The 20,837-nt window shown below is 70.5% G+C and carries 18 protein-coding genes, 1 pseudogene and 1 riboswitch; of the genes and pseudogenes, 11 read left to right on the top strand and 8 right to left on the bottom strand.

All coding sequences use genetic code 11. From position 1 onward, the window contains the following. Positions 1 to 131 precede the first annotated feature (131 nt). Positions 132 to 1,250 (top strand): adenosine deaminase, encoded by a 1,119-nt coding sequence (locus tag HJD23_RS10685; protein ID WP_171118818.1) that lies wholly within the window; start codon positions 132 to 134, stop codon positions 1,248 to 1,250. A gap of 17 nt (positions 1,251 to 1,267) precedes the next feature. Further along, positions 1,268 to 1,966 (top strand): glycerophosphodiester phosphodiesterase, encoded by a 699-nt coding sequence (locus HJD23_RS10690; protein WP_171114465.1) that lies wholly within the window; start codon positions 1,268 to 1,270, stop codon positions 1,964 to 1,966. On the opposite strand, the pseudogene HJD23_RS43690 reads toward HJD23_RS10690, so the two are convergent. Beyond that, positions 1,948 to 2,058, bottom strand: a pseudogene (locus tag HJD23_RS43690) (NADP oxidoreductase); the annotation flags it as partial. The gene HJD23_RS10690 and the pseudogene HJD23_RS43690 sit on opposite strands and share 19 nt — an antisense overlap. 55 nt (positions 2,059 to 2,113) lie before the next feature. Beyond that, on the bottom strand, positions 2,114 to 3,799 hold the full coding sequence (locus HJD23_RS10695) for a sigma-70 family RNA polymerase sigma factor (protein WP_171114464.1): 1,686 nt from the start codon (positions 3,797 to 3,799) through the stop codon (positions 2,114 to 2,116). Positions 3,800 to 4,106: 307 nt separating this feature from the next. On the opposite strand from HJD23_RS10695, the gene HJD23_RS44710 reads away from it, so the two are divergent. The 3 genes from HJD23_RS44710 to HJD23_RS10705 are packed head-to-tail and all read left to right on the top strand — an operon-like array spanning position 4,107 to position 7,092. Continuing rightward, positions 4,107 to 4,229 carry a hypothetical protein gene (locus HJD23_RS44710; RefSeq protein ID WP_260462894.1) on the top strand — a complete coding sequence of 41 codons (123 nt, stop codon included), beginning with the start codon at positions 4,107 to 4,109 and terminating at the stop codon, positions 4,227 to 4,229. Then, the gene (gene pucD, locus HJD23_RS10700; RefSeq protein WP_171114463.1) at positions 4,229 to 6,553 is read left to right on the top strand and encodes a xanthine dehydrogenase subunit D; all 2,325 of its coding nucleotides are present in this window, start codon (positions 4,229 to 4,231) and stop codon (positions 6,551 to 6,553) included. The genes HJD23_RS44710 and pucD overlap by 1 nt, the downstream gene beginning before the upstream one ends. 35 nt (positions 6,554 to 6,588) lie before the next feature. Beyond that, on the top strand, positions 6,589 to 7,092 hold the full coding sequence (locus HJD23_RS10705) for a nucleoside deaminase (protein ID WP_171114462.1): 504 nt from the start codon (positions 6,589 to 6,591) through the stop codon (positions 7,090 to 7,092). A 192-nt stretch (positions 7,093 to 7,284) separates the two neighbouring features. On the opposite strand, the gene HJD23_RS10710 is transcribed toward HJD23_RS10705, so the two are convergent. Continuing rightward, positions 7,285 to 8,724, bottom strand: a complete 1,440-nt coding sequence (locus HJD23_RS10710; protein ID WP_171114461.1) for a gamma-aminobutyraldehyde dehydrogenase — start codon at positions 8,722 to 8,724, stop codon at positions 7,285 to 7,287. Positions 8,725 to 8,889: 165 nt separating this feature from the next. Between HJD23_RS10710 and HJD23_RS10715 the strand changes: the two genes are divergently transcribed. The 6 genes from HJD23_RS10715 (at position 8,890) to HJD23_RS10740 (ending at position 14,668) form a co-directional block, all read left to right on the top strand. Continuing rightward, positions 8,890 to 9,387, top strand: coding sequence for an Lrp/AsnC family transcriptional regulator (locus tag HJD23_RS10715; protein ID WP_171114460.1), 498 nt, complete (start codon positions 8,890 to 8,892; stop codon positions 9,385 to 9,387). 2 nt (positions 9,388 to 9,389) lie between these two features. Next, positions 9,390 to 10,754 (top strand): aspartate aminotransferase family protein, encoded by a 1,365-nt coding sequence (locus HJD23_RS10720; protein WP_171114459.1) that lies wholly within the window; start codon positions 9,390 to 9,392, stop codon positions 10,752 to 10,754. A 209-nt stretch (positions 10,755 to 10,963) separates the two neighbouring features. Further along, the gene (locus HJD23_RS10725) at positions 10,964 to 11,704 is read left to right on the top strand and encodes an ATP-binding cassette domain-containing protein (protein ID WP_171114458.1); all 741 of its coding nucleotides are present in this window, start codon (positions 10,964 to 10,966) and stop codon (positions 11,702 to 11,704) included. Further along, complete coding sequence (locus HJD23_RS10730; RefSeq protein WP_171114457.1) at positions 11,686 to 13,029, top strand: hypothetical protein; 1,344 nt, start codon at positions 11,686 to 11,688, stop codon at positions 13,027 to 13,029. The genes HJD23_RS10725 and HJD23_RS10730 overlap by 19 nt, the downstream gene beginning before the upstream one ends. A gap of 110 nt (positions 13,030 to 13,139) precedes the next feature. Then, the gene (locus tag HJD23_RS10735) at positions 13,140 to 13,547 is read left to right on the top strand and encodes a VOC family protein (protein WP_171114456.1); all 408 of its coding nucleotides are present in this window, start codon (positions 13,140 to 13,142) and stop codon (positions 13,545 to 13,547) included. A gap of 407 nt (positions 13,548 to 13,954) precedes the next feature. After that, a complete protein-coding gene (locus HJD23_RS10740) occupies positions 13,955 to 14,668 on the top strand; it encodes an LAETG motif-containing sortase-dependent surface protein (protein WP_171114455.1) in 714 nt (237 codons plus the stop codon). 81 nt (positions 14,669 to 14,749) lie between these two features. Here the strand turns inward: HJD23_RS10740 and HJD23_RS10745 are convergent, their stop codons facing one another. From HJD23_RS10745 to rlmN, 5 genes are all read right to left on the bottom strand, one after another. Next, complete coding sequence (locus HJD23_RS10745; RefSeq protein WP_171114454.1) at positions 14,750 to 15,586, bottom strand: maleylpyruvate isomerase family mycothiol-dependent enzyme; 837 nt, start codon at positions 15,584 to 15,586, stop codon at positions 14,750 to 14,752. A gap of 24 nt (positions 15,587 to 15,610) precedes the next feature. After that, the gene (locus HJD23_RS10750) at positions 15,611 to 16,633 is read right to left on the bottom strand and encodes an ABC transporter ATP-binding protein (protein WP_171114453.1); all 1,023 of its coding nucleotides are present in this window, start codon (positions 16,631 to 16,633) and stop codon (positions 15,611 to 15,613) included. Continuing rightward, the gene (locus tag HJD23_RS10755) at positions 16,633 to 18,321 is read right to left on the bottom strand and encodes an iron ABC transporter permease (RefSeq protein ID WP_171114452.1); all 1,689 of its coding nucleotides are present in this window, start codon (positions 18,319 to 18,321) and stop codon (positions 16,633 to 16,635) included. The genes HJD23_RS10750 and HJD23_RS10755 overlap by 1 nt, the downstream gene beginning before the upstream one ends. Continuing rightward, positions 18,297 to 19,379 (bottom strand): thiamine ABC transporter substrate-binding protein, encoded by a 1,083-nt coding sequence (locus HJD23_RS10760; RefSeq protein ID WP_171114451.1) that lies wholly within the window; start codon positions 19,377 to 19,379, stop codon positions 18,297 to 18,299. The genes HJD23_RS10755 and HJD23_RS10760 overlap by 25 nt, the downstream gene beginning before the upstream one ends. A gap of 78 nt (positions 19,380 to 19,457) precedes the next feature. Then, positions 19,458 to 19,576: riboswitch (TPP riboswitch) on the bottom strand. 45 nt (positions 19,577 to 19,621) lie between these two features. Continuing rightward, positions 19,622 to 20,728, bottom strand: a complete 1,107-nt coding sequence (gene rlmN, locus HJD23_RS10765; RefSeq protein ID WP_171114450.1) for a 23S rRNA (adenine(2503)-C(2))-methyltransferase RlmN — start codon at positions 20,726 to 20,728, stop codon at positions 19,622 to 19,624. Between the last annotated feature and the right edge of the window lie 109 nt (positions 20,729 to 20,837).

Consider the following 20,837-nt stretch of genomic DNA (forward strand, 5'->3'; position numbering starts at 1 on the left):
GGCTCCTCGCAGCCCCCGCGACGGAGCCGCACACAGCGGCGGAGCCGCACCCCCTGAAAGCGGCTCTGGCCCACCCTCTGAAAGCGGCGCCGCCCCACCGCCTACGATGACCCCGAGTCACCGATCAGCCGATCACCCGCACCCCGCCCGCCACGCGCCGGCAGGGGCGCCGTTCCGGGGAGGAACCCTTGACCGAGCATCTCGTCGACCCCCGTGCCCCACGGGACCTGAAGGCCTTCATCGCCGGACTGCCCAAGGCCGAACTCCACGTGCACCACGTCGGCTCCGCCTCCCCCCGGATCGTCGCCGAACTAGCCGCCCGCCACCCCGACTCCAAGGTCCCCACCGACCCCGAGGCCCTGGTCGACTACTTCACGTTCACGGACTTCGCCCACTTCATCGAGGTGTACCTGTCCGTCGTCGACCTGATCCGCACCCCGGAGGACGTCCGGCTGCTGACGTACGAGGTGGCCCGGGACATGGCCCGCCAGCAGGTGCGGTACGCCGAGCTGACCATCACCCCCTTCTCCTCCACCCGGCGCGGTGTCGAGGAGCAGGCGTTCATGGACGCGATCGAGGACGCCCGCAAGGCGGCCGAGGCCGACTTCGGGACCGTACTGCGCTGGTGCTTCGACATCCCCGGCGAGGCGGGGCTGGAGGCGGCCGAGGAGACCACGCGGCTGGCCACCGAGGACAAGCTGCGGCCCGAGGGACTGGTCTCCTTCGGGCTCGGCGGGCCCGAGATCGGCGTGCCGCGGCCGCAGTTCAAGCCGTACTTCGACCGGGCCATAGCCGCCGGACTGCGCTCCGTGCCGCACGCCGGTGAGACGACCGGCCCGGAGACGGTGTGGGACGCGCTGACCCACCTGCGCGCCGAGCGCATCGGCCACGGCACCAGTTCGGCCCAGGACCCGAAGCTGCTGGCGCACCTCGTCGAGCACCGGATCCCGCTGGAGGTGTGCCCGACCTCCAACATCGCCACCCGCGCGGTCCGCACGCTCGACGAGCACCCCATCAAGGAGTTCACCCGGGCCGGCGTCCTCGTCACCATCAACTCCGACGACCCGCCGATGTTCGGCACCGACCTCAACAACGAGTACGCCGTCGCCGCCCGGCTGCTCGACCTCGACGAGCGGGGCCTCGCCGACCTCGCGAGGAACGCGGTCGAGGCCTCCTTCCTCGACGAGGCCGGCAAGAGCCGTATCAAGGCCGAGATCGACACCTACACAGCGGCGTGGCTCGCGCGCTGACCCACCACAATGGCCCCATGCCGAACGTGACCGCCGTGGCCCACCGCGGTGCCCCCTACCACTTCCGCGAGAACACGATCGACTCGCTGCGTTCCGCGCTCCGACTGGGCGCGGACGCGGTCGAGATCGACGTACGGCTGACCCGGGACGGTGTGCCCGTGCTGCTGCACGACGAGACGCTGAAGCGGTTGTGGGAGCACGACCGGCCGCTGCTGTCGCTGTCGGCGGACGAGGTGCGCGGGCTGACGGCGGGCCGGGTACCGACGCTCGCGGAGGCGCTCACGGCGACCGACGGACACCGGGTGATGCTCGATCTGCCGGGCACGCCCGACGTCCGGGCCGCACGCCGGGTCGTGGACGTCGTACGGGAGTGCGGGGCGGCGGACCGCGTGTACTACTGCGCGGGCGCCACCGCGATGCTCGCGGTACGGGCCGCCGCCCCGGCCGCGGAGATCGCCCTCACGTGGACGACGCTGGCCCCGCCGCGCCCGGCCCTGCTGGACGCGGTGCGCCCGCGCTGGCTCAACTACCGCTTCGGCCTGGTGAGCCGCGACCTGTCCGCCCGCGTCCACAAGGACGGCTACCTGCTGTCCGTGTGGACCCCCGACACCCGCCGCACCATGCGCCGCCTGCTCGCCCTGGGCGTCGACTCGATCACCACCAACCGCGTCGACGCCCTGTGCGCCCTGCGCACCGCTCAGCCGCCCGTCGCATAGGCGAGGGGCGGCGCGACCGCCTGCGCGTCCGCGCCCTCCCCCTCCCACAGCCCGGTCAACAGCGCGGCCGTCGCCTCCAGAGGGCCCGCGCGCCCCGCACGTACGAACTCACCCCGCTGGGAAGAACCTGATGGCCGCGCAGGAGCGTTACACGCGGGAGCGCTGAGGGACGGTCGCCGGGTCGGCCGGGCGGTCGCGGGTGACGTACTGCGGCACGGGTGTGTCGTCCCTGCCGGTGTCGCGGACGAGGCCGTAGCGGATCGCGCCGTCGGGCGGACCATGGTTGACGTCCTCGGTCACGTCGTCCCAGGTCGAGGGGAAGACGCTGACGCCGTAGTCGGCGCCGCGTTCGTTGACGGTGAGGGTGACGGCGCCGTCGACGTAGAAGTACTCGTTCTGCCACATCTGCTGGGTGCCGGGCGGCAGTTCGGCGTAGCCGATGTCCGGGCCGCCCATGCCGGTGGCGTAGCCGTCGGGGCTGCCCTGGAGCGGGTCGTCCATCCGGCGGCCGCCGCCGGAGGCGACGTGGAAGAGCTTGCCGTCGAGGCCGGTCCAGGTGGGCATGACGAGGGCGCCGGGGCGGTACTTCGGGGAGATCTGCCAGCGGACGAGGACATAGCCCCGGCCGGTGAGGGTGACGCTGTCGCCGCGGTGGTTCATCACGGCGTGCGCGCCGCCGGTGCTGGTGATCCCGGTCTCGGGGCGGCGCGGCAGGGCGGCGGGGCGCGCGTTCGGGTCCGGCGCCCGGTCCACGGCGTCGACGACCGTGCCGTAGAGGTCGGTCTTCCGCTGCGTCACCGAGGGCGACGGCGTGGGTGACGGGGACGACGGGGACGACGGAGCCGGTGGGGCGGGCGTGCTCGTCGCGGTCGGGACGGCGGGGGCCGCGGCCTGCGGGGGGCGCGGTGTGTCCTCCGGGGTCTGCGTGACGACGTACGCGCCGCCCGCGGCGATCGTCGCTCCGGCCGTCACCGCGACGGCCGGTTTGGTGAGCGCGGTCATGACCTTGGCGGACCAGCCGACGGAGGTGGCGGCCACGGCGGTCTTGCCGCCGAACGCCAGCGACAGCGTGAAACCGACCGGGACCGGGACGAGCGCGATGCCGACGAGCAGCCGTTCCGCCGGTACGACGGACTCGCGGGCGTCCGAGCAGTAGCCGCAGCCCCGGATGTGCCGGGCCAGCCGCTTGCGCCACACGGAGTCGGGCCGCCCGGGCCAGCGGGCGGTCAGCTCGCGCAGGTCGGGGCAGGCGCCGTCGAGGGCGCGGACGATGCCTCGGGCGGTCTCCAGCCGTTCCTTCATCCGCTGGACGCGGACGGCGGCGTGCTGGCGGGTGACGCCGACGGCGGCGGCCAGTTCGCGCCGGGTGAGTTCGCCGGCGACCTCCAGCCACCACAGCGACAGCAGCTGCCGGTCCTCGTCGTCGAGCCACCGCACGGCCTCGGCGACCTCGCGCCGCTGGCCCTCCAACTGGAGCCGCAGCACGGTGAGTTCTGCGAAATCGGCGGCGTCGGAGGGCAACTCGTCGGCGGGCGCGGTGGGGCGGCTGCGCCGGGCCCGGTCCCGTATCTGCCGCATGGCGATCGCCACCAGCCAGGACCGGAAGCTGTCCGGGTCGCGCAGCGAGCCCAGGTTGCCGACGGCGCGCAGCATCGTCTCCTGGACGACGTCGTCGACGTCGGCGTGGCCGTTCAGGGCGCGGCCGACGATGTTGTAGACCAGCGGCAGCCAGCCCTCGACCAGCTCGTCCAGCGCCCGCCGGTCCCCGGCCTGCGCCGCCGCGATGGTCGACCGCCACTGCCGCCCGTCCACCTCAGTCCTCTCCACCCTCATCCGACGTCCGCACGCACCTTCTCAGTCCGACCCGCACTGCTGGCTATGCCGGGGGTCACATCCCCCTGTCGGGGACGGGGTGGGAGACGGGCGGATAACACTTTTTCGGCGCACCTTTCGGCGGCGGTCCCGCCACTGGCCCCTAGGAGTTTCCTAACGCTGCGGGCCTCACCGGCTCTTGTAGAAACCTACGAAGAGCCATCCCCGGCCTGCGGACGCTTTCATGCCTTCCACTCCTGGCTGACTCCACCCGGCCGCCTGTGTACTCCTCGACAAGTTGCAACGGAGCCAGACGAGTTGCCATGACATGGCAACTCGTGCCGAAGGCATCGCGCCGAACGTGGCCGACGCCCTGAACTGCTTCCTCGGAACGGAGATCGACTACCTCATGCTCGGCGACTGTCTCTTCTCAAAGGTGGAGGCTTCCTGATGGCCAACCAGACTTCTCCCTCCCGCACCCCACAGGACCTCGATGAGGCGATCACCGGCGGAATCGGCGACAGCCCACTACGGCCGGACGGAACGCTCAAGGTACGCGGGGAGTACGCCTATTCCTCGGATCTGTGGGCGGAGGACATGCTCTGGGGCGCGACACTGCGCAGCCCGCACCCCTATGCGCGGATCACCTCGATCGACATCGGCCCCGCGCTCAAGCACCCCGGCGTGTACGCGGTACTCACCCACAAGGACATCCCCGGCGAGAACATCTACGGCCTGAAGGTCTCCGATACGCCGGTGCTTGCCGAAGACGTCGTGCGGTACCAGGGCGAGCCGGTCGCCCTGGTCGCGGCCGATCACCCGGAGACGGCCCGGCGCGCACTGGCGAAGATCGTCGTCGACTTCGAGGTGCTGGAGCCGATCACGGACCCGGAGCGGGCCGCGCACGACGACACGCTGCCCAAGCTGCACCCTGGTGGCAACGTGGTGCGCTACCAGCCGATCGTCAAGGGCGATCCGGAAGCCAGGGCCGATGTCGTGGTGTCCGACGTGTACACCCTCGGCATGCAGGACCAGGCGTTCCTCGGGCCGGAATCCGGTCTGGCCGTCCCGGCCGAGGACGGCGGGGTCGACCTGTTCATCGCCACCCAGTGGCTGCACGTGGACCAGAAGCAGACGGCGCGGGCCCTCGGTCTCCCCGTCGAGAAGGTGCGGTTCACCATGTCCGGAGTCGGGGGCGCCTTCGGCGGCCGCGAGGATCTGTCCATGCAGATCCACGCCTGCCTGCTGGCGCTGCACACCGGCAAGCCGGTGAAGATGGTCTACAACCGGTTCGAGTCGTTCTTCGGCCATGTGCACCGGCACCCGGCAAAGATGTACTACGAGCACGGGGCGACCAAGGACGGCAAGCTCGTCTACGTCCGGGCGAAGATGTACTTCGACGGCGGCGCGTACGCCTCCAAGACCCCGGTCGTGGTCAGCAACGCCACCTCGCTGGGCGTCGGGCCGTACGAGGTGCCCAACGTCCGGATCGAGGGTTGGGGCCTGTACACCAACAATCCGCCGTGCGGCGCGATGCGTGGTCTCGGGGCCGTGCAGCCTGCGTTCGCCTACGAGCTGCAAATGGACAAGCTCGCCAAGGCGTTGGGCATGGACCCGGTGCGGCTGCGGCAGCTCAACGCCGTCGAGGAGGGCTCGACCATGCACACCGGGCAGGTGCTGGACTACCCGGCGCCGGTCGCGGAGTTGCTGGCACGTCTGAAGAAGCTACCGATGCCGCCGGAGAACCGGACCGTGCCGGTGGACGTCCGGGATCTGCCGGGCGGGGTGTCCAACATCACGCACGGCGAAGGCATTGTCCGGGGCGTCGGCTACAGCGTGATCATCAAGAACGTCTCCTACGCGGAGGGCGTCGACGACTACTCCACCGCACGGGTACGGCTGGAGGTCATCGGCGGCGAACCGGTCGCGATGGTGCACACCGCCGCGGCCGAGGTCGGGCAGGGCCTGATCACCGTGCAGCAGCAGATCGCCCGCACCGAACTGGGCGTGGAGCGGGTGACCATCCACCCGGCCGACACCAACGTCGGCGATGCGGGGTCGAGTTCGGCCTCCCGGCAGACCTACATCACCGGCGGTGCCGTCAGGAACGCCTGTGACGCCGTCCGCGAGGTGATCTTCGACCGGGTCGCCCGGCGTTTCGGTGAGGACCCGGCGGACCTGTCGCTCACCGGCGGCAAGGTCGTCTCCGAGACCACCGGCTTCATCGCCGATCTTGTCGCCGTACTCGGCGATGACGTCATCGAGGAAACCAGGGAGTACCACCACCTCCAGACCCACGCGATGGACCCGGTGACCGGGCGGAGCCCGCGGGTGCACGTCCAGCACGCCTTCTCCGCGCACCGGGCGGTGGTGGACGTGGACACCGATCTGGGCCTGGTGAAGGTCGTGCAGTTGGACTGTGCGCAGGACGTCGGCAAGGCGATCAACCCGGACGCCGTCGTCGGGCAGATCCAGGGCGGTTCCGCCCAGGGGCTCGGCCTCGCCGTGATGGAGGAGATCCAGGTCAAGGACGGCAAGATCCGCAATCCGTCGTTCACCGACTACCTGATCCCGACCATCCTGGACACGCCGCCGATGACGGTGGACGTGATCGAGAAGGCGGACCCGAACGCGCCGTACGGAGTGCGCGGTGTCGGCGAACCGCCCACCATCTCCGCCACCCCGGCGATCGTGAACGCCATCCGCAACGCGACGGGGCTGAACCTGACCCACACCCCGGTCAAGCCGGAGCACATCTGCGGCGTTCAGCCGTGATCTCCCACCCCACCGTCTCCGGAACTGGAGTGACCATGACCACGCACACCCAGGAAACGAACGTCCAGGAGTTCGAGCGCGTCTGGATGGAAAAGGCGATCACGCTGGCCACCACCAGCGTGACGAACGGCGGCGGTCCGTTCGGCGCGCTGGTCGCCAAGGGCGGCGAGGTCGTCGCGATCGGGAACAACCAGGTCACCGCGACCCTGGACCCGGTGGCGCACGCCGAGGTGAGCGCGATGCGCGCCGCCTGCAAGAAACTGGACACCTTCTCGCTGGAGGGCTGTGTCCTGATCACGTCGTGCGAGCCCTGTCCGATGTGCCTCTCCGCCGCACTGTGGGCGCGAGTCGACCGGGTCGTCTACTCCGCTGACCGGCACGATGCCGCGGTGGCCGGTTTCGACGACCGCAGGTTCTACGACCTGTTCGAGAAGAAGCCCGAGTCGATGTGGCCGATGTCGGTCGCGCACCTGGACCTGCCGAACCGTACGGCGCCGTTCGACGCGTGGCTGGCCAAACCCGACCGCATCGACTACTGACGAGGAGTCCTCGTGGAGATCAAGCGGAAGCACACGATGCACCACTCCACGATCCTCGACGCCGCTCCGGACACCGTCTGAGCCGAGGTCCCGCGCGGCGCGGGCGCCTTGTCGACCACCGCAGGACACCGCCGGACAGACCACGGCCCCGGACGGTCCGTCCTCCGTCCGGGGCCGCGAGCCAGGGAGACCTCACGCCTCCAGCGAGGTCATCACGTGCTTGATCCGCGTGTAGTCGTCGAAGCCGTACGCCGACAGGTCCTTGCCGTAGCCGGACTTCTTGAAGCCGCCGTGCGGCATCTCGGCGACCAGCGGGATGTGGGTGTTGATCCACACGCAGCCGAAGTCGAGCTTCTTCGACATCCGCATCGCGCGGCCGTGGTCCTTGGTCCAGACGGAGGACGCGAGGGCGTACTCGACGCCGTTGGCGTACGCGACCGCCTGGTCCTCGTCACGGAAGGACTGGACGGTGATGACCGGCCCGAAGACCTCGTTCTGGATGATCTCGTCGTCCTGCGTGACGCCCGAGACGACGGTCGGCGCGAAGAAGTAGCCCTTGTCGCCGACGCGCTTGCCGCCGGCCTCCACGCGCGCGTGCGCGGGCAGCCGCTCGATGAAGCCCTCGACCTGCTTGAGCTGGTTGGGGTTGTTGAGCGGCCCGTACAGCACGTCCTCGTCGTCCGGCCGGCCGGTCTTCGTGTCGGCCGCGGCCTTGGCGAGGGCGGCGACGAACTCGTCGTGGATCGCCTCGTGGACGAGGACGCGGCAGGCCGCCGTACAGTCCTGCCCGGCGTTGAAGAAGCCCGCCACGGAGATGTCCTCGACGGCCTTGGCGATGTCGGTGTCCTCGAAGACGACGACCGGCGCCTTGCCGCCCAGCTCCAGGTGGACGCGCTTGACGTCCTTGGCGGCGGACTCGGCGACGGACATGCCGGCGCGCACCGAGCCGGTGATGGAGGCCATCGCCGGGGTCGGGTGCTCGACCATCATGCGGCCGGTCTCGCGGTCACCGCAGATGACGTTGAAGACGCCCTTGGGCAGGATCTCCCCGAGGATCTCCGCGATGAGCACCGTGGACGCCGGGGTGGTGTCCGACGGCTTCAGTACGACCGTGTTGCCCGCCGCGATCGCCGGGGCGAACTTCCACACGGCCATCATCATCGGGTAGTTCCACGGCGCGACCTGCGCGCAGACGCCGACCGGCTCACGGCGGATGATCGAGGTCATCCCGTCCATGTACTCACCGGCCGAACGGCCCTCCAGCATCCGGGCCGCGCCCGCGAAGAAGCGGATCTGGTCGACCATCGGCGGGATCTCCTCGGAGCGGGTCAGCCCCACCGGCTTGCCCGTGTTCTCCACCTCGGCCGCGATCAGGTCCTCGGCGCGCTCCTCGAACGCGTCGGCGATCTTCAGGAGGGCCTTCTGCCGCTCGGCCGGGGTCGTGTCCCGCCATCCCGGGAACGCGGCCTCGGCGGCCGCCATCGCGGCGTCGACGTCGGCCTGCCCGGACAGCGGGGCGGTGGCGTACGCCTCGCCGGTGGCCGGGTTCACCACCTCGGTGGTCCGTCCGTCGGCGGCGTCCCGGAACTCTCCGTCGATGTAGTTGCGCAGACGACGCAGCTCGGTGCTCACTGCCGGCCCTCCAAAGTCGGGTGTCCAATCACTGAGACACCCACCCTAATCGGTAGTCCCACGGTTTCAACACCCCCCGCCGCGCCAGATCTGCGATATCCGCAAGTTTCCAACTCACAGACAACGAATTTCATCGATGCCGCCTTGCGAAACTGTCGAGACGTCGTGCAGAGTGACGTCGTGGCCAGTCGAAGCGCAGACCCGAGAAACGGCAGTCCCCAGCTGGACGCCGTCTCCCTCGCCATCATCGAGCAGCTCCAGGAGGACGGCCGCCGGCCGTACGCCGCCATCGGCAAGGCCGTCGGCCTGTCCGAGGCGGCCGTGCGTCAGCGCGTGCAGAAGCTGCTCGACCAGGGCGTGATGCAGATCGTCGCCGTCACGGACCCGCTCACCGTGGGCTTCCGCCGGCAGGCAATGGTCGGGATCAACGTCGAGGGTGACACGGAGTCCGTGGCCGACGCGCTGACCGGCATGTCGGAAGTCGAGTACGTGGTGATGACCGCGGGCTCGTTCGACATCCTCGCCGAGATCGTCTGCGAGGACGACGACCACCTGCTGGACGTCATCAACAAACGCATCCGGGCGCTGCCCGGCGTGCGCTCCACCGAGAGCTTCGTCTATCTGAAGCTCAAGAAGCAGACCTACATGTGGGGAACCCGATAACCGTGAGTACCAAGGACCTCAGCAAATCCGCGTACGACCACCTGTGGATGCACTTCACCCGCATGTCCTCGTACGAGAACTCCCCCGTACCGACGATCGTGCGCGGTGAGGGCACCTACATCTACGACGACAGGGGCAAGCGCTACCTCGACGGTCTGGCGGGTCTGTTCGTGGTCCAGGCCGGTCACGGCCGCGTCGAGCTCGCCGAGACCGCGTCCAAGCAGGCCCAGGAGCTGGCGTTCTTCCCGGTGTGGTCCTACGCCCACCCCAAGGCCGTCGAGCTGGCCGAGCGTCTCGCCGACTACGCGCCGGGCGATCTGAACAAGGTCTTCTTCACCACCGGCGGCGGCGAGGCGGTCGAGACCGCCTGGAAGCTCGCCAAGCAGTACTTCAAGCTCAAGGGCAAGCCGACCAAGTACAAGGTCATCTCCCGCGCCGTCGCCTACCACGGCACCCCGCAGGGCGCCCTGTCCATCACCGGCCTGCCCGCCCTGAAGGCCCCCTTCGAGCCGCTGGTCCCGGGCGCTCACAAGGTCCCGAACACCAACATCTACCGCGCCCCGATCCACGGCGACGACCCCGAGGCCTTCGGCCGCTGGGCCGCCGACCAGATCGAGCAGCAGATCCTCTTCGAGGGCCCGGAGACGGTCGCCGCCGTCTTCCTGGAGCCGGTGCAGAACGCCGGTGGCTGCTTCCCGCCGCCGCCCGGCTACTTCCAGCGGGTGCGCGAGATCTGCGACCAGTACGACGTCCTGCTCGTGTCGGACGAGGTCATCTGCGCCTTCGGCCGCCTCGGCACGATCTTCGCCTGCGACAAGTTCGGCTACGTCCCGGACATGATCACCTGCGCCAAGGGCATGACCTCGGGCTACTCCCCGATCGGCGCGTGCATCGTCTCCGACCGTGTCGCCGAGCCGTTCTACAAGGGCGACAACACCTTCCTGCACGGCTACACCTTCGGCGGCCACCCGGTCTCCGCGGCCGTGGGCCTGGCCAACCTCGACCTGTTCGAGCGCGAGAACCTCCCCCAGCACGTGCTCGACAACGAGGGCGCCTTCCTCGCCACCCTGCAGAAGCTGCACGACCTGCCGATCGTCGGCGACGTCCGCGGCAACGGCTTCTTCTACGGCATCGAGCTGGTCAAGGACAAGGCCACGAAGGAGACCTTCAACGACGAGGAGACCGAGCGCGTCCTGTACGGCTTCCTGTCCAAGGCCCTGTTCGACAACGGCCTGTACTGCCGTGCCGACGACCGCGGCGACCCGGTCGTCCAGCTCGCGCCGCCGCTGATCTCCAACCAGGAGACCTTCGACGAGATCGAGCAGATCCTGCGCGCCACGCTCACGGAGGCCTGGACGAAGCTGTGATCAGCTGACGCGGTGATCTTCCTTCGGGCTGATCAACAACGGCCCCGGTGCCGTCCGTTCGAGTGAGAAACGGCGGCCCGGGGCCGTGTGCTGTCCGGGAGCCCGGTGGCCGCTGCCTAGCGTGCCCAGTGACCGATCGGCCCAGCCTTCGTTCCCCCGCACGAGGGACCTGGCACGGCACATACGGATCCGAACTGAGGTGTACGCCCATGGTGGCTCCGCCGGACAACGACGTCCTCTGGGCACGCGCCCTGCACTTCCAGCACCCCGACGGCTCCCCCGGGCTCAACGGTGTCTCGCTGGGCGTCCAGGTGGCCGAGATCCTCGCCGTCACCGGCCCGCGCGGCAGCGGCAAGAGCACGCTGCTGGCCTGTCTGTCCGGCCTGCTGCGCCCCCGCGACGGCGAGGTCTGGTTCAACAGCGTCCCCGTGCACACCATGGGCCCCGTCAGCCGCGAACGGCTGCGCCGCGACCGGTTCGGCTGGATCGACCCCGCCCCCGTCCTCGTACCGGAGCTGAACGTCTGGGAGAACGCCGCGCTCCCCCTGATGCTGCGCGGCACCAGCCGGCGGCGGGCCAAGACGGTCGCCCTGGAGTGGCTGGACCGCCTCGACGTCGGCGACTGCGCCCGCCGGCGCCCGCACGAACTGCGTCAGGCCGAGCGGCAGCGGGTGTGCATCGCCCGCGCGCTGGCCCCCGCGCCGACGGTCCTGTTCGCCGACGAGCCCACCGCCCCGCTGCACCACGCCGACCGGGGGCACGTGCTGCGCACCCTCACCACGGCGGCCCGCTCGCACGGCATCACGGTGGTCCTTGCCACTCACGACCCGCACACCGCGGCCCAGGCCGACCGCACCGTCTCCCTCCTGGACGGCCGGTGCGTCACCACCGTGCACCTGCCCCCGGTCCCCGAGTCGGAAGGCCGGGCCGCGTGCTCGCTCTCCGTCTGACCCGCGGCGCACACCCGGCCGTCCAGCTGCGCCGCCTGCTCGTCGCGGCGGCGTCGGCCGGAACGGGCCTTTTGCTGTTGTGCACCCTCGGCTACGCGCTGAGCCACCCGGACGATCCTCCCGGCGCCCTGCTCCGCCTCGGCTGGTGCACGGTCCCGCTGGCCGCCACGGTCCACTTCGCCGTCGCCGCCGCCCGCACGGACCCCGGCACCCGTCCCCGCCCCGGCCTGTCGGCGATCGGCCTGGGCCCGGCCCGCCTGATGGCCGTCTCGGCCACCACGACGGCCCTGTCCACGGCCCTCGGCTCGATGCTGGCCCTCCTCGTCTTCCTCCACCTGCGCGGCGACATCACCGGCATGCCCTTCGACGGAGCGGCGGCCCAGTTCCTGGCGGTGGGCCGGCCCCTCCCGGTTCCGGCGACCCTGACCCTCCTGTCCCTGGTCCCGGCAGCCGCCTCCCTGTCGGTGTCCCTGGTCCTGCGCCCGCGCGAGCCGAGCCCGGCACCGGCGCGCGTCCCGCTCAGGGCGTTCGGCCGCTTCGGGGCGTACGGAAGCGGGACGATGCGGGAGACGTTCGGGGCGTACGGGCGTTTCGGCGCGCATCTGAGGCGGGGGCCGCGCGACGTCCAGCCGCAACCACCCGCGGCCGCCCCCGAGCAGGAACCCGTCGGCCCCGCCGCGAACACACCGTCACCATCCGCCCCCGAAACCTCGGACCAGCACCCCAACCCCACCGCCACCCTCCCCTGGAGCATCGCCACCCTCGCCGCCGGTCTCGCCGTGGAGGCCTACGCCGGGAACACCACCGCCACCACCGACATGCCCGGCGGCCTCACCAGCGGCCCCGTGGGCGTCCTCCTCGGCTGGCTGCTCACCGCCGTCGCCCTCGCCGTCGCGGGCCCCGGCATCACGTACCTGTGCGGCCGCCTCCTCCAGACCGTCCGCCCCGGCGCCCTGCGCCTCCTGGCCGGCCGCGTCCTGATGGAGGAGGCGTCCCGCATCGGCCGCCCCCTCGGCATCGTCTGCGCGGTCGCGTCCGCCGCCTACGCCATGGCCGCCCTGCAGAAGCCCGACGGCCCCACCTTCGGCCCCCTCACCACCCTCGGCGCACTCCTCGTAGGGGGCTGCACGCTGGCCACCCTGCTCACCACGGCCGTCGAGGCCAAGCACGCCCGCGCCGACACCACCGCCGCCCTGGTCCGCCTCGGCGCCCCTACGGCCATGCTGCGCGCCGCCGCCACGGTGCGCGCCGCCGCGCTGGTCGCGGTGTTCGCTCCCCTGACCCTGATCGTCGCCGCACTCGCCGCACAGCCGCTGACCCGCTGAGACGCCCGCTGAAAACCTGTACGAAAAAAAGTCCGCGCCCGGCGATGAGTTCCGCACCGCCCCCGGGTCTACCCCACCGAACGGCACCACACCGATGGGAGAGACCGCAGATGTACCAGCAGATGATCTTCGTGAACCTGCCCGTGAACGACCTCGACGCCTCGAAGAAGTTCTTCACCGAGCTCGGCTACTCGATCAACGCCCAGTTCAGCGACGAGACCGCCGCCTCGGTCGTGATCAGCGACACGATCGTGGCCATGCTGCTCACCAAGGAGAAGTACGGCCAGTTCACCAAGAAGGAGATCGTGGACGCCACCAAGTCCAGCGAGGTGCTGCTGTGTCTGAGCGCGGAGAGCCGCGAGAAGGTCGACGAGCTGGTGGAGAAGGCGATCGCAGCCGGCGGCTCCGCCACGGGCGAGACACAGGACCACGGTTTCATGTACGGCCGCGCCTTCGACGACCTGGACGGCCACACCTGGGAGGTCGTGTGGATGGACCCGGCGGCCATCGAGGGCTGAGCAAGCCATGCCCGTGGCGTGGGCGGGTGCGTGCCACACCACCCGCCCACGCCACACCCCCGACGACGTCTTCGCGTCGGTGCTCCGCGCCGTCCCCGACGACGCCGTCTCCGACGCGCCGCGCGCCTCGGCCGTGAGTCTGCGCGTACGCGGCCCCGCACGCCGACGACATGCTCGACCAGGCGCTCCAACTCCTCGCCAAGGCCCCGATGCTCCGGACGCGTTGAAACGTATCGGCGGTTAATAAGCGGGCAAAGCCAACGGACAGAGCGCGCCCACGGATTGACACTGCTTATGGAGCGCTTATAAACCTGTGAGCCTCGTGGGGAGGAAGGGGCTCCGGCGGTCGCTGGTGCCTCATCTCCCCCTCAACCCCCCGCAATTCGCGCATCCCATGAAGGACAAACGTGTCCATAACTCGCCGTAACGCACGTCGTTCCGTGCGCATTCTCGGTGTCACCGCCGCCTCCGCCGCGCTCGCGCTCGGCGCCGCGGGCAACGCGCTCGCCTGCAACATCAATGAGTTCTCGGCCGCAGCCAAGTGCGACGGCGACAAGGGTGTCATCACCGTCACCGACGTGGACCCCGCCGGCGTTCCGGCCACCGTCACCGTGTATCTGCAGAACAACGGCGCCGACCTGAAGAAGGTCGGCCAGCAGGTGGTCAGGGGCTCGCGCGAAGGTGTGACCATCACCTTCGAGGAGGACTGGCAGCCGAACGCCGAGTACCGCATCCGCGTCAAGGCCGACCCGTACGTGGACGCGGACATCAAGCCGAACCTGGTCACCCCGGCCACCGCCTGCACGACCAAGGACACCCCGACGCCGACCCCGTCGGACACGACACCGCAGCCGTCGGCCACCCCCTCGACCCCGGCCGGGTCCGCCACTCCGACCCCGTCGACCCCGTCGACCCCGTCGCCCTCCGCGGACGGCAGCACCCCGCCCGCGGCCGCCGCGAGCAACGCCCCGTCGCCCGCGGCCGGTGACTCCAACCTCGCCGAGACCGGCGCCGACTCCAACACCGGCCTGATCGCCGGTATCGCGGCGGCTCTGGTCGTCGTGGGCGGCGGCGCGGTGTTCTTCGGCATGCGCCGCCGTGGGGCGAGCAGCGACCGCTGACCCCGTGCGCACGGTGTGAGCAACGGTGGCCCGTCCCCTCGCCTGGTGTGAGGGAACGGGCCACCGGCCGTACGGCGGCCCTCAGCCGAACGTCGCCCGCTCCAGCCAGAACTCCAGCAACTCCCGCTCGCCCAGCACCTCCACCTCCGTACTGTCCAGCGGCACCCGCCGATAGAACGCCAGCAGCACCGAGGTGAGCGGCCCGCGCAGCGCCACGGTCGCCTTCTCGTGCCCGCGCCGCCAGGCGACCCCGTCCTCGGTGAGTTCGACGACCCTCCCCCACCCTTCGGGCGGGGGGACCCCCATCTCGCTTCGCTCGGCGTTCAGCTCGGGTCCGGTGTCCGTGGCGTGCAGATGGATGCTCTTCCCCGGGCCGCGCAGCTCCCGCGCCGCGTCGTGCGGCATCGTCCGCTGCACGAACTCCACGATCTCCAGCCACTCGTCGATCGCGTCCGCGGCCACCTCGGGAGCCACCTCGTACGGCAGTCCGGCGGCCAGCGTGGCGTCGGCACGGTGGACGGTGATCTCGTGGGTCATCCGCCGCGCCCAGAAACCGGCATCGGGCACACCCGCCCAGCTCCACATCTTGACGTTCGGTCCCGCCTCCCGCAGCGCGCGAACGGCCAGGTCACCGGACTCGGCCAGCCAGGCGTCCAGCGCCGCCGCGTCCCCCCGGGCCTCCGGCCCACCGCCGTCCGGCACCTGATCCGTCGGGATCATCTCCTGCGCCCGGGTGCGCACCAGCAGTTCGGCCCAACGCAGGGCACCGCCCACATGCCGCAGGAGCTGTTCCAGGGACCACTCGGGGCAGGTCGGCACGGTGGCCGACAGATCGGCCCCGGAGGTGACGACGGACCTCAGCAGTCCCACCTGATGGGCGATTTCGTCGCAGTAACGTTCATGTGCAAGTCGCGTCATGCCCGCACTCTACGATCGCCCGGATCAGCCGAGCACGACGACTTCCGCCGCGTCGAACTCGACGCCCACCGTCTCCCCCACCTCCGGCGCCTCGCGCAGCGCACATGCCGCCTCCAACCGGGGCGCGCCGTCGAGGGGTTGCAGATGTACGGCGACATGGGTGCCTTTGAACGTCCGCGCGGCCACCGTGCACCGCAGCCCGGCGTCGGCGGCCACGAGGCGCACACCGGCGGGCCGTACGAGCACCGTCCCCGGCCCCTGCGCCGCGCCCTCCGGCACCGGCAGCTTCCCCCACGCCGTGTCCGCGACCTGCCCGCTCACGGTCGCGTCGACCACGTTGTCGAAGCCGAGGAAGCGTGCCACGAACTCGTCCGCGGGCCGCTGCCACACCTGAAGCGGCGTACCGGACTGCGCGATCCGCCCGTCCCGCATCACCACGACCCGGTCGGCCAGCGCGAAGGCCTCCCCCTGGTCGTGCGTCACCGCGAGCACGGTCGTCCCCAACCGGCGGAACAGCTCCCGCAGTTCCACGACCAGCCGCTCCCGCAGCGACCGGTCCAGCTGCCCGAGCGGCTCGTCCAGCATCAGCAGCCTCGGCCGCGGCGCCAGCGCCCGGGCCAGCGCCACCCGCTGCTGCTCACCGCCGGACAGCGCGGCGACCGCCCGGCGCGCGGCACCGGGCAGCCCGACCAGGTCCAGCAACTCCCGGACCCTGGACTCCTGTTCGCCGCGGGACGTCCCGCGCATGCGCAGCCCGAACGCCACATTGCCGCCGACATCCCGCTGCGGGAACAGCTGATGGTCCTGGAACATCAGCCCGACCCCCCGCTGATGCGCGGGCACCCCCGCCTGGTCCCGCCCATCGAGCAACACCCGCCCGGAATCCAGCGGTTGCAGTCCGGCCACCGCCCGCAGCAGCGTCGACTTGCCGCTGCCGCTGGGCCCGAGCACACACACCACCTCGTGCTCGGCGACGGGCAGATCCACCCCGTCCAGCACGGCCCGCCCACCGAACCGTACGGTCGCCTCCTCCAGGCCGAGCAGCATCAGAACTCCCCCGTCCGGTCGGTCCGCAGCCGCTCCAGCACCAGCAGCGCCACCGCGCACACCACCATCAGAATCGTCGAAAGGGCCATCGCCTGCCCGTAGTTGAGATCACCGGGCCGCCCCAGCAGCCGCGCCACGGCGACCGGCAGCGTCGGATTGTCCGGCCGCGCGATGAACACGGTCGCCCCGAACTCCCCCAGCGACACCGCGAAGGCGAACCCGGCCGCGACCAGCAACGCCCGCCGCACCATCGGCAGATCCACCTCACGCCACGCCCGCCACGGCGACGCCCCCAGCACGGTCGCCGCTTCACGCAGCCGTACATCCACCGCCCGCAGCACCGGCAGCATGGTCCGTACGACGAACGGCACCCCGACCAGCGCCTGCGCCAGCGGCACCAGAATCCACGAGGCACGCAGATCCAGCGGCGGTTCGTCGAGCGCGATCAGGAACCCGAACCCGACCGTCACCGCGGACACGCCCAGCGGCAGCATCAGCAGCGCGTCGAACCCGCGCACGAACCGCCCCGCGTCCCGCCGGGTCAGCGCCACGGCGGCCAGCCCACCGACCAGCACGGCGATCGCGGTGGCGACGACGGCATACGACAGCGAATTGCCGATCGCGTCGATCGGCGGGACGAGGAAGGTACCGCCGTCCTCGCTGGTCAGCGCCCGGTAGTAGCCGAAGCCAGGTGCGTCCAGCGACCGCTGCACCAGCACGGCCAGCGGCAGCAGAAACAGTACGGCGACGGTGACCAGGACACCGGCCAGCAGCGCCCACTGCCCGGCGCCGCGCGGCCGGCGCGCGGTCACCGACGCGTCCACCAGCCGCAGGGCGGTCTCCCGCCGCCGTACGGTCCAGGCGTGCACGGCGAGCACCGCGCCCACCGCCACGAACTGGACCATCGTCAGCACGGCGGCGGTGGTGAGGTCGAAGACCTCCGTCGTCTGCCGGTAGATCTCCACTTCGAGAGTGGAGAAGGTGGGCCCGCCGAGGATCTGCACCACACCGAAGGAGGTGAAGGTGAACAGGAAGACCATCAGCGCGGCCGCGGCGACGGCCGGCGCGAGGGCGGGCAGGGTGACGGTCCGCCAGGCGGTGAGGCGCGAGGCGCCCAGCATCCGCGCGGCCTCCTCCTGCCGCGGGTCGAGCTGCGCCCAGAGCCCGCCGACGGTGCGTACGACGACTGCGTAGTTGAAGAAGACATGGGCGAGCAGAATCGCCCACACGGTGGTGTCCAGCCGTACGCCCCACAGCTCGTCCAGCAGCCCGCCGCGTCCGATCAGCGCCAGGAACGCCGTACCGACCACGACCGTCGGCAGCACGAACGGCACGGTCACGACTGCCCGCAGCACCTGCTTGCCGGGGAAGTCGAACCGGGCGAACGCATACGCGCCGGGCAGCGCGATCAGCAGCGTCAGCGCGGTCGAGGCGAGCGCCTGCCAGGTGGTGAACCACAGGACGTGCCGGATGCCGGACTGGGTCAGTACGTCGACAAGTCGCCCGAACTGCCAGGCCCCGTCGGCCTTCAGCCCACGGCCGACGATCGCGGCGACGGGGTAGGCGAAGAAGACGGCGAAGAACGCGACGGGCAGGGCGAGAAGCCCGAGCCGCGCCGCGTTGCTCCGTGCCCTGGCGGCTGCTTCAGGCCGCTTCCGTGGGGCTACTTCAGTACGAGCGACGTCCACGATTTGACCCACTCGTCACGGTGTTCGGCGATCTGCGCCGGATCCATGGTCTCGGGATCCTCGGCCTGCGGGCCGTACTTCACGAACTCCTCGGGCACCTGGGCGCCCTCCCGCACCGGGTAGACGAACATGTTCAGCGGCATGTCCTCCTGGAACTGCTCGCCGAGCATGAAGTCGATCAGCGCCTTTCCGCCCTCGGGGTTCCTCGCGTTGCTCAGCAGCCCGGCGTACTCCACCTGCCGGAAGCAGGTGCCGGTGGCCACGCCGGTCGGGGCCGTCTTCGGCTTCGGGTCGGCGAAGACGACCTCGGCGGGCGGCGAGGATGCGTAGGACACGACCAGCGGCCGGTCGCCGCCCGCCTTCTTGCCGCTCGCGGAACCGGAGAACTCCTCGTTGTACGCCTGCTCCCAGCCGTCGACGACCTTCACGCCGTTGGCCTTGAGCTTCTTCCAGTAGCCCGCCCAGCCGTCGTCACCGTACTCGGCGGCGGTGCCGAGCAGGAAGCCGAGGCCCGGTGAGGAGGTGGCGGCGTTCTCGGTGACGAGGAGGTTCTTGTACTCGGGCTTGATCAGGTCGTCGAGGGTCTTCGGCGGGTCGAGGTCGCGCTCGCTGAAGTAGGCCTTGTCGTAGTTGACGCAGATGTCGCCGGTGTCGACGGGCGTGACCCGGTGCTGGTCCTTGTCGGCCCGGTACTCCGGCTCGACCTGGTCTGCGCCCTTCGCCTCGTACGGCTGGAAGAGGTCGTTGTCGAGCGCGCGGGACAGCAGGGTGTTGTCGACGCCGAAGAGGACGTCGCCCTGCGGGTTGTCCTTGGTCAGGATGGCCTTGTTGACGGCCTGTCCGGCGTCGCCGTCCTTGAGGACCTTGACCTGGTAGCCGGACTGCTTCTCGAAGTCGGCGAGCACGCTCTTGGACACGACCCACGAGTCGTGGCTGACGAGGGTGACCGTCTTGGAGTCCCCGGAACCCCCGCTGCCGGACTCGCCGGACCCGCACGCGGACAGCGTGACCAGGCCCAGCCCGACGACGACGGCTGTGAACTTCTTGGTGTTGCTCACTGATGTCCTCCTGGCTGACCAGGAAGAGACGCGGCCCTGCCCGGGACCTGAAACGGGTTCCCGGGCAGGGCGCAACAGCTTGAGTGACGACCGATCTCCCTACCCAGAATGACCTGGGCCAGGTTCAGAGGGTCTGCGGCTCACCGAAGACATGGCTGCCGCACTCTCAGCGCTGTGGCGCTCCCCTGCCGGAATATGCAGATGAATATGCAGATGAATATAAGGATGTGTACGGCGTCAGACTACCGCTCGGTGGCCGCGAGCTGACCACACGCCCCGTCGATCTCCTGACCACGGGTGTCCCGGATCGTCACCGGTACACCATGCGCGGCGATGGCCTCGACGAAGGCCTTCTCGTCCTCGGGCCGCGACGCGGTCCACTTGGACCCGGGCGTCGGGTTGAGCGGGATCAGATTGACGTGCACCGGCCTGCCCTTGAGCAGTCGGCCGAGCCGGTCACCGCGCCAGGCCTGGTCGTTGATGTCCCGGATCAGCGCGTACTCGATGGACAGCCGACGCCCGGACTTGGCGGCGTACTCGAACCCGGCGTCGAGCACCTCGCGCACCTTCCAGCGGGTGTTGACGGGGACGAGGGTGTCGCGCAGTTCGTCGTCGGGGGCGTGCAGCGAGATGGCGAGGCGGCACTTGAAGCCCTCGTCGACGAACCGGTGAATCGCCGGGACGAGCCCGACGGTCGAGACGGTGATGCCGCGCTGCGACAGCCCGAGCCCGTCCGGCTCGGGGTCGGTGAGGGCGCGGATGGCGCCGACGACGCGCTTGTAGTTGGCGAGGGGCTCGCCCATGCCCATGAAGACGATGTTGGACAGCCGCGCGGGCCCGCCGGGCACCTCGCCGTCGCGCAGCGCCCGCATGCCGTCGACGATCTGGTGCACGATCTCCGCGGTGGACAGATTCCGGTCGAGCCCGGCCTGCCCGGTGGCACAGAAGGGGCAGTTCATACCGCACCCGGCCTGCGAGCTGATGCACATGGTGACCCGGTCCGGGTACCGCATCAGCACCGACTCGACGAGCGTCCCGTCGAACAGCCGCCACAGCGTCTTGCGGGTGGTGCCCTGGTCCGTCGACAGATGCCGCACGACGGTCATCAGCTCCGGAAGCAACGCCTCCCGCAACTTCCCCCGCGACGCGGCCGGGATGTCGGTCCACTGCTCGGGATCGTGCGCGTACCGCGCGAAGTAGTGCTGCGAGAGCTGCTTGGCACGAAACGGCTTCTCACCGATCTCGGCAACGGCTTCCTTGCGCTCGGCAGGCGTGAGATCGGCAAGATGCCGCGGCGGCTTCTTGGCTCCGCGCGGGGCGACGAATGTGAGTTCTCCGGGCTTAGGCATGGCTCAACCAGTGTCGCAGATCAATTCACCCGCCCGTGCGGCCAGGCCGTGAGGTGCCGAACACCTCCCGGGGGCGGCAAGAGCCCCCGCCCAGAGTGCAGGGGCTCTC

Source organism: Streptomyces sp. Z423-1 (assembly GCF_013009255.1).
GTDB classification, from domain to species: domain Bacteria; phylum Actinomycetota; class Actinomycetes; order Streptomycetales; family Streptomycetaceae; genus Streptomyces; species Streptomyces gossypiisoli.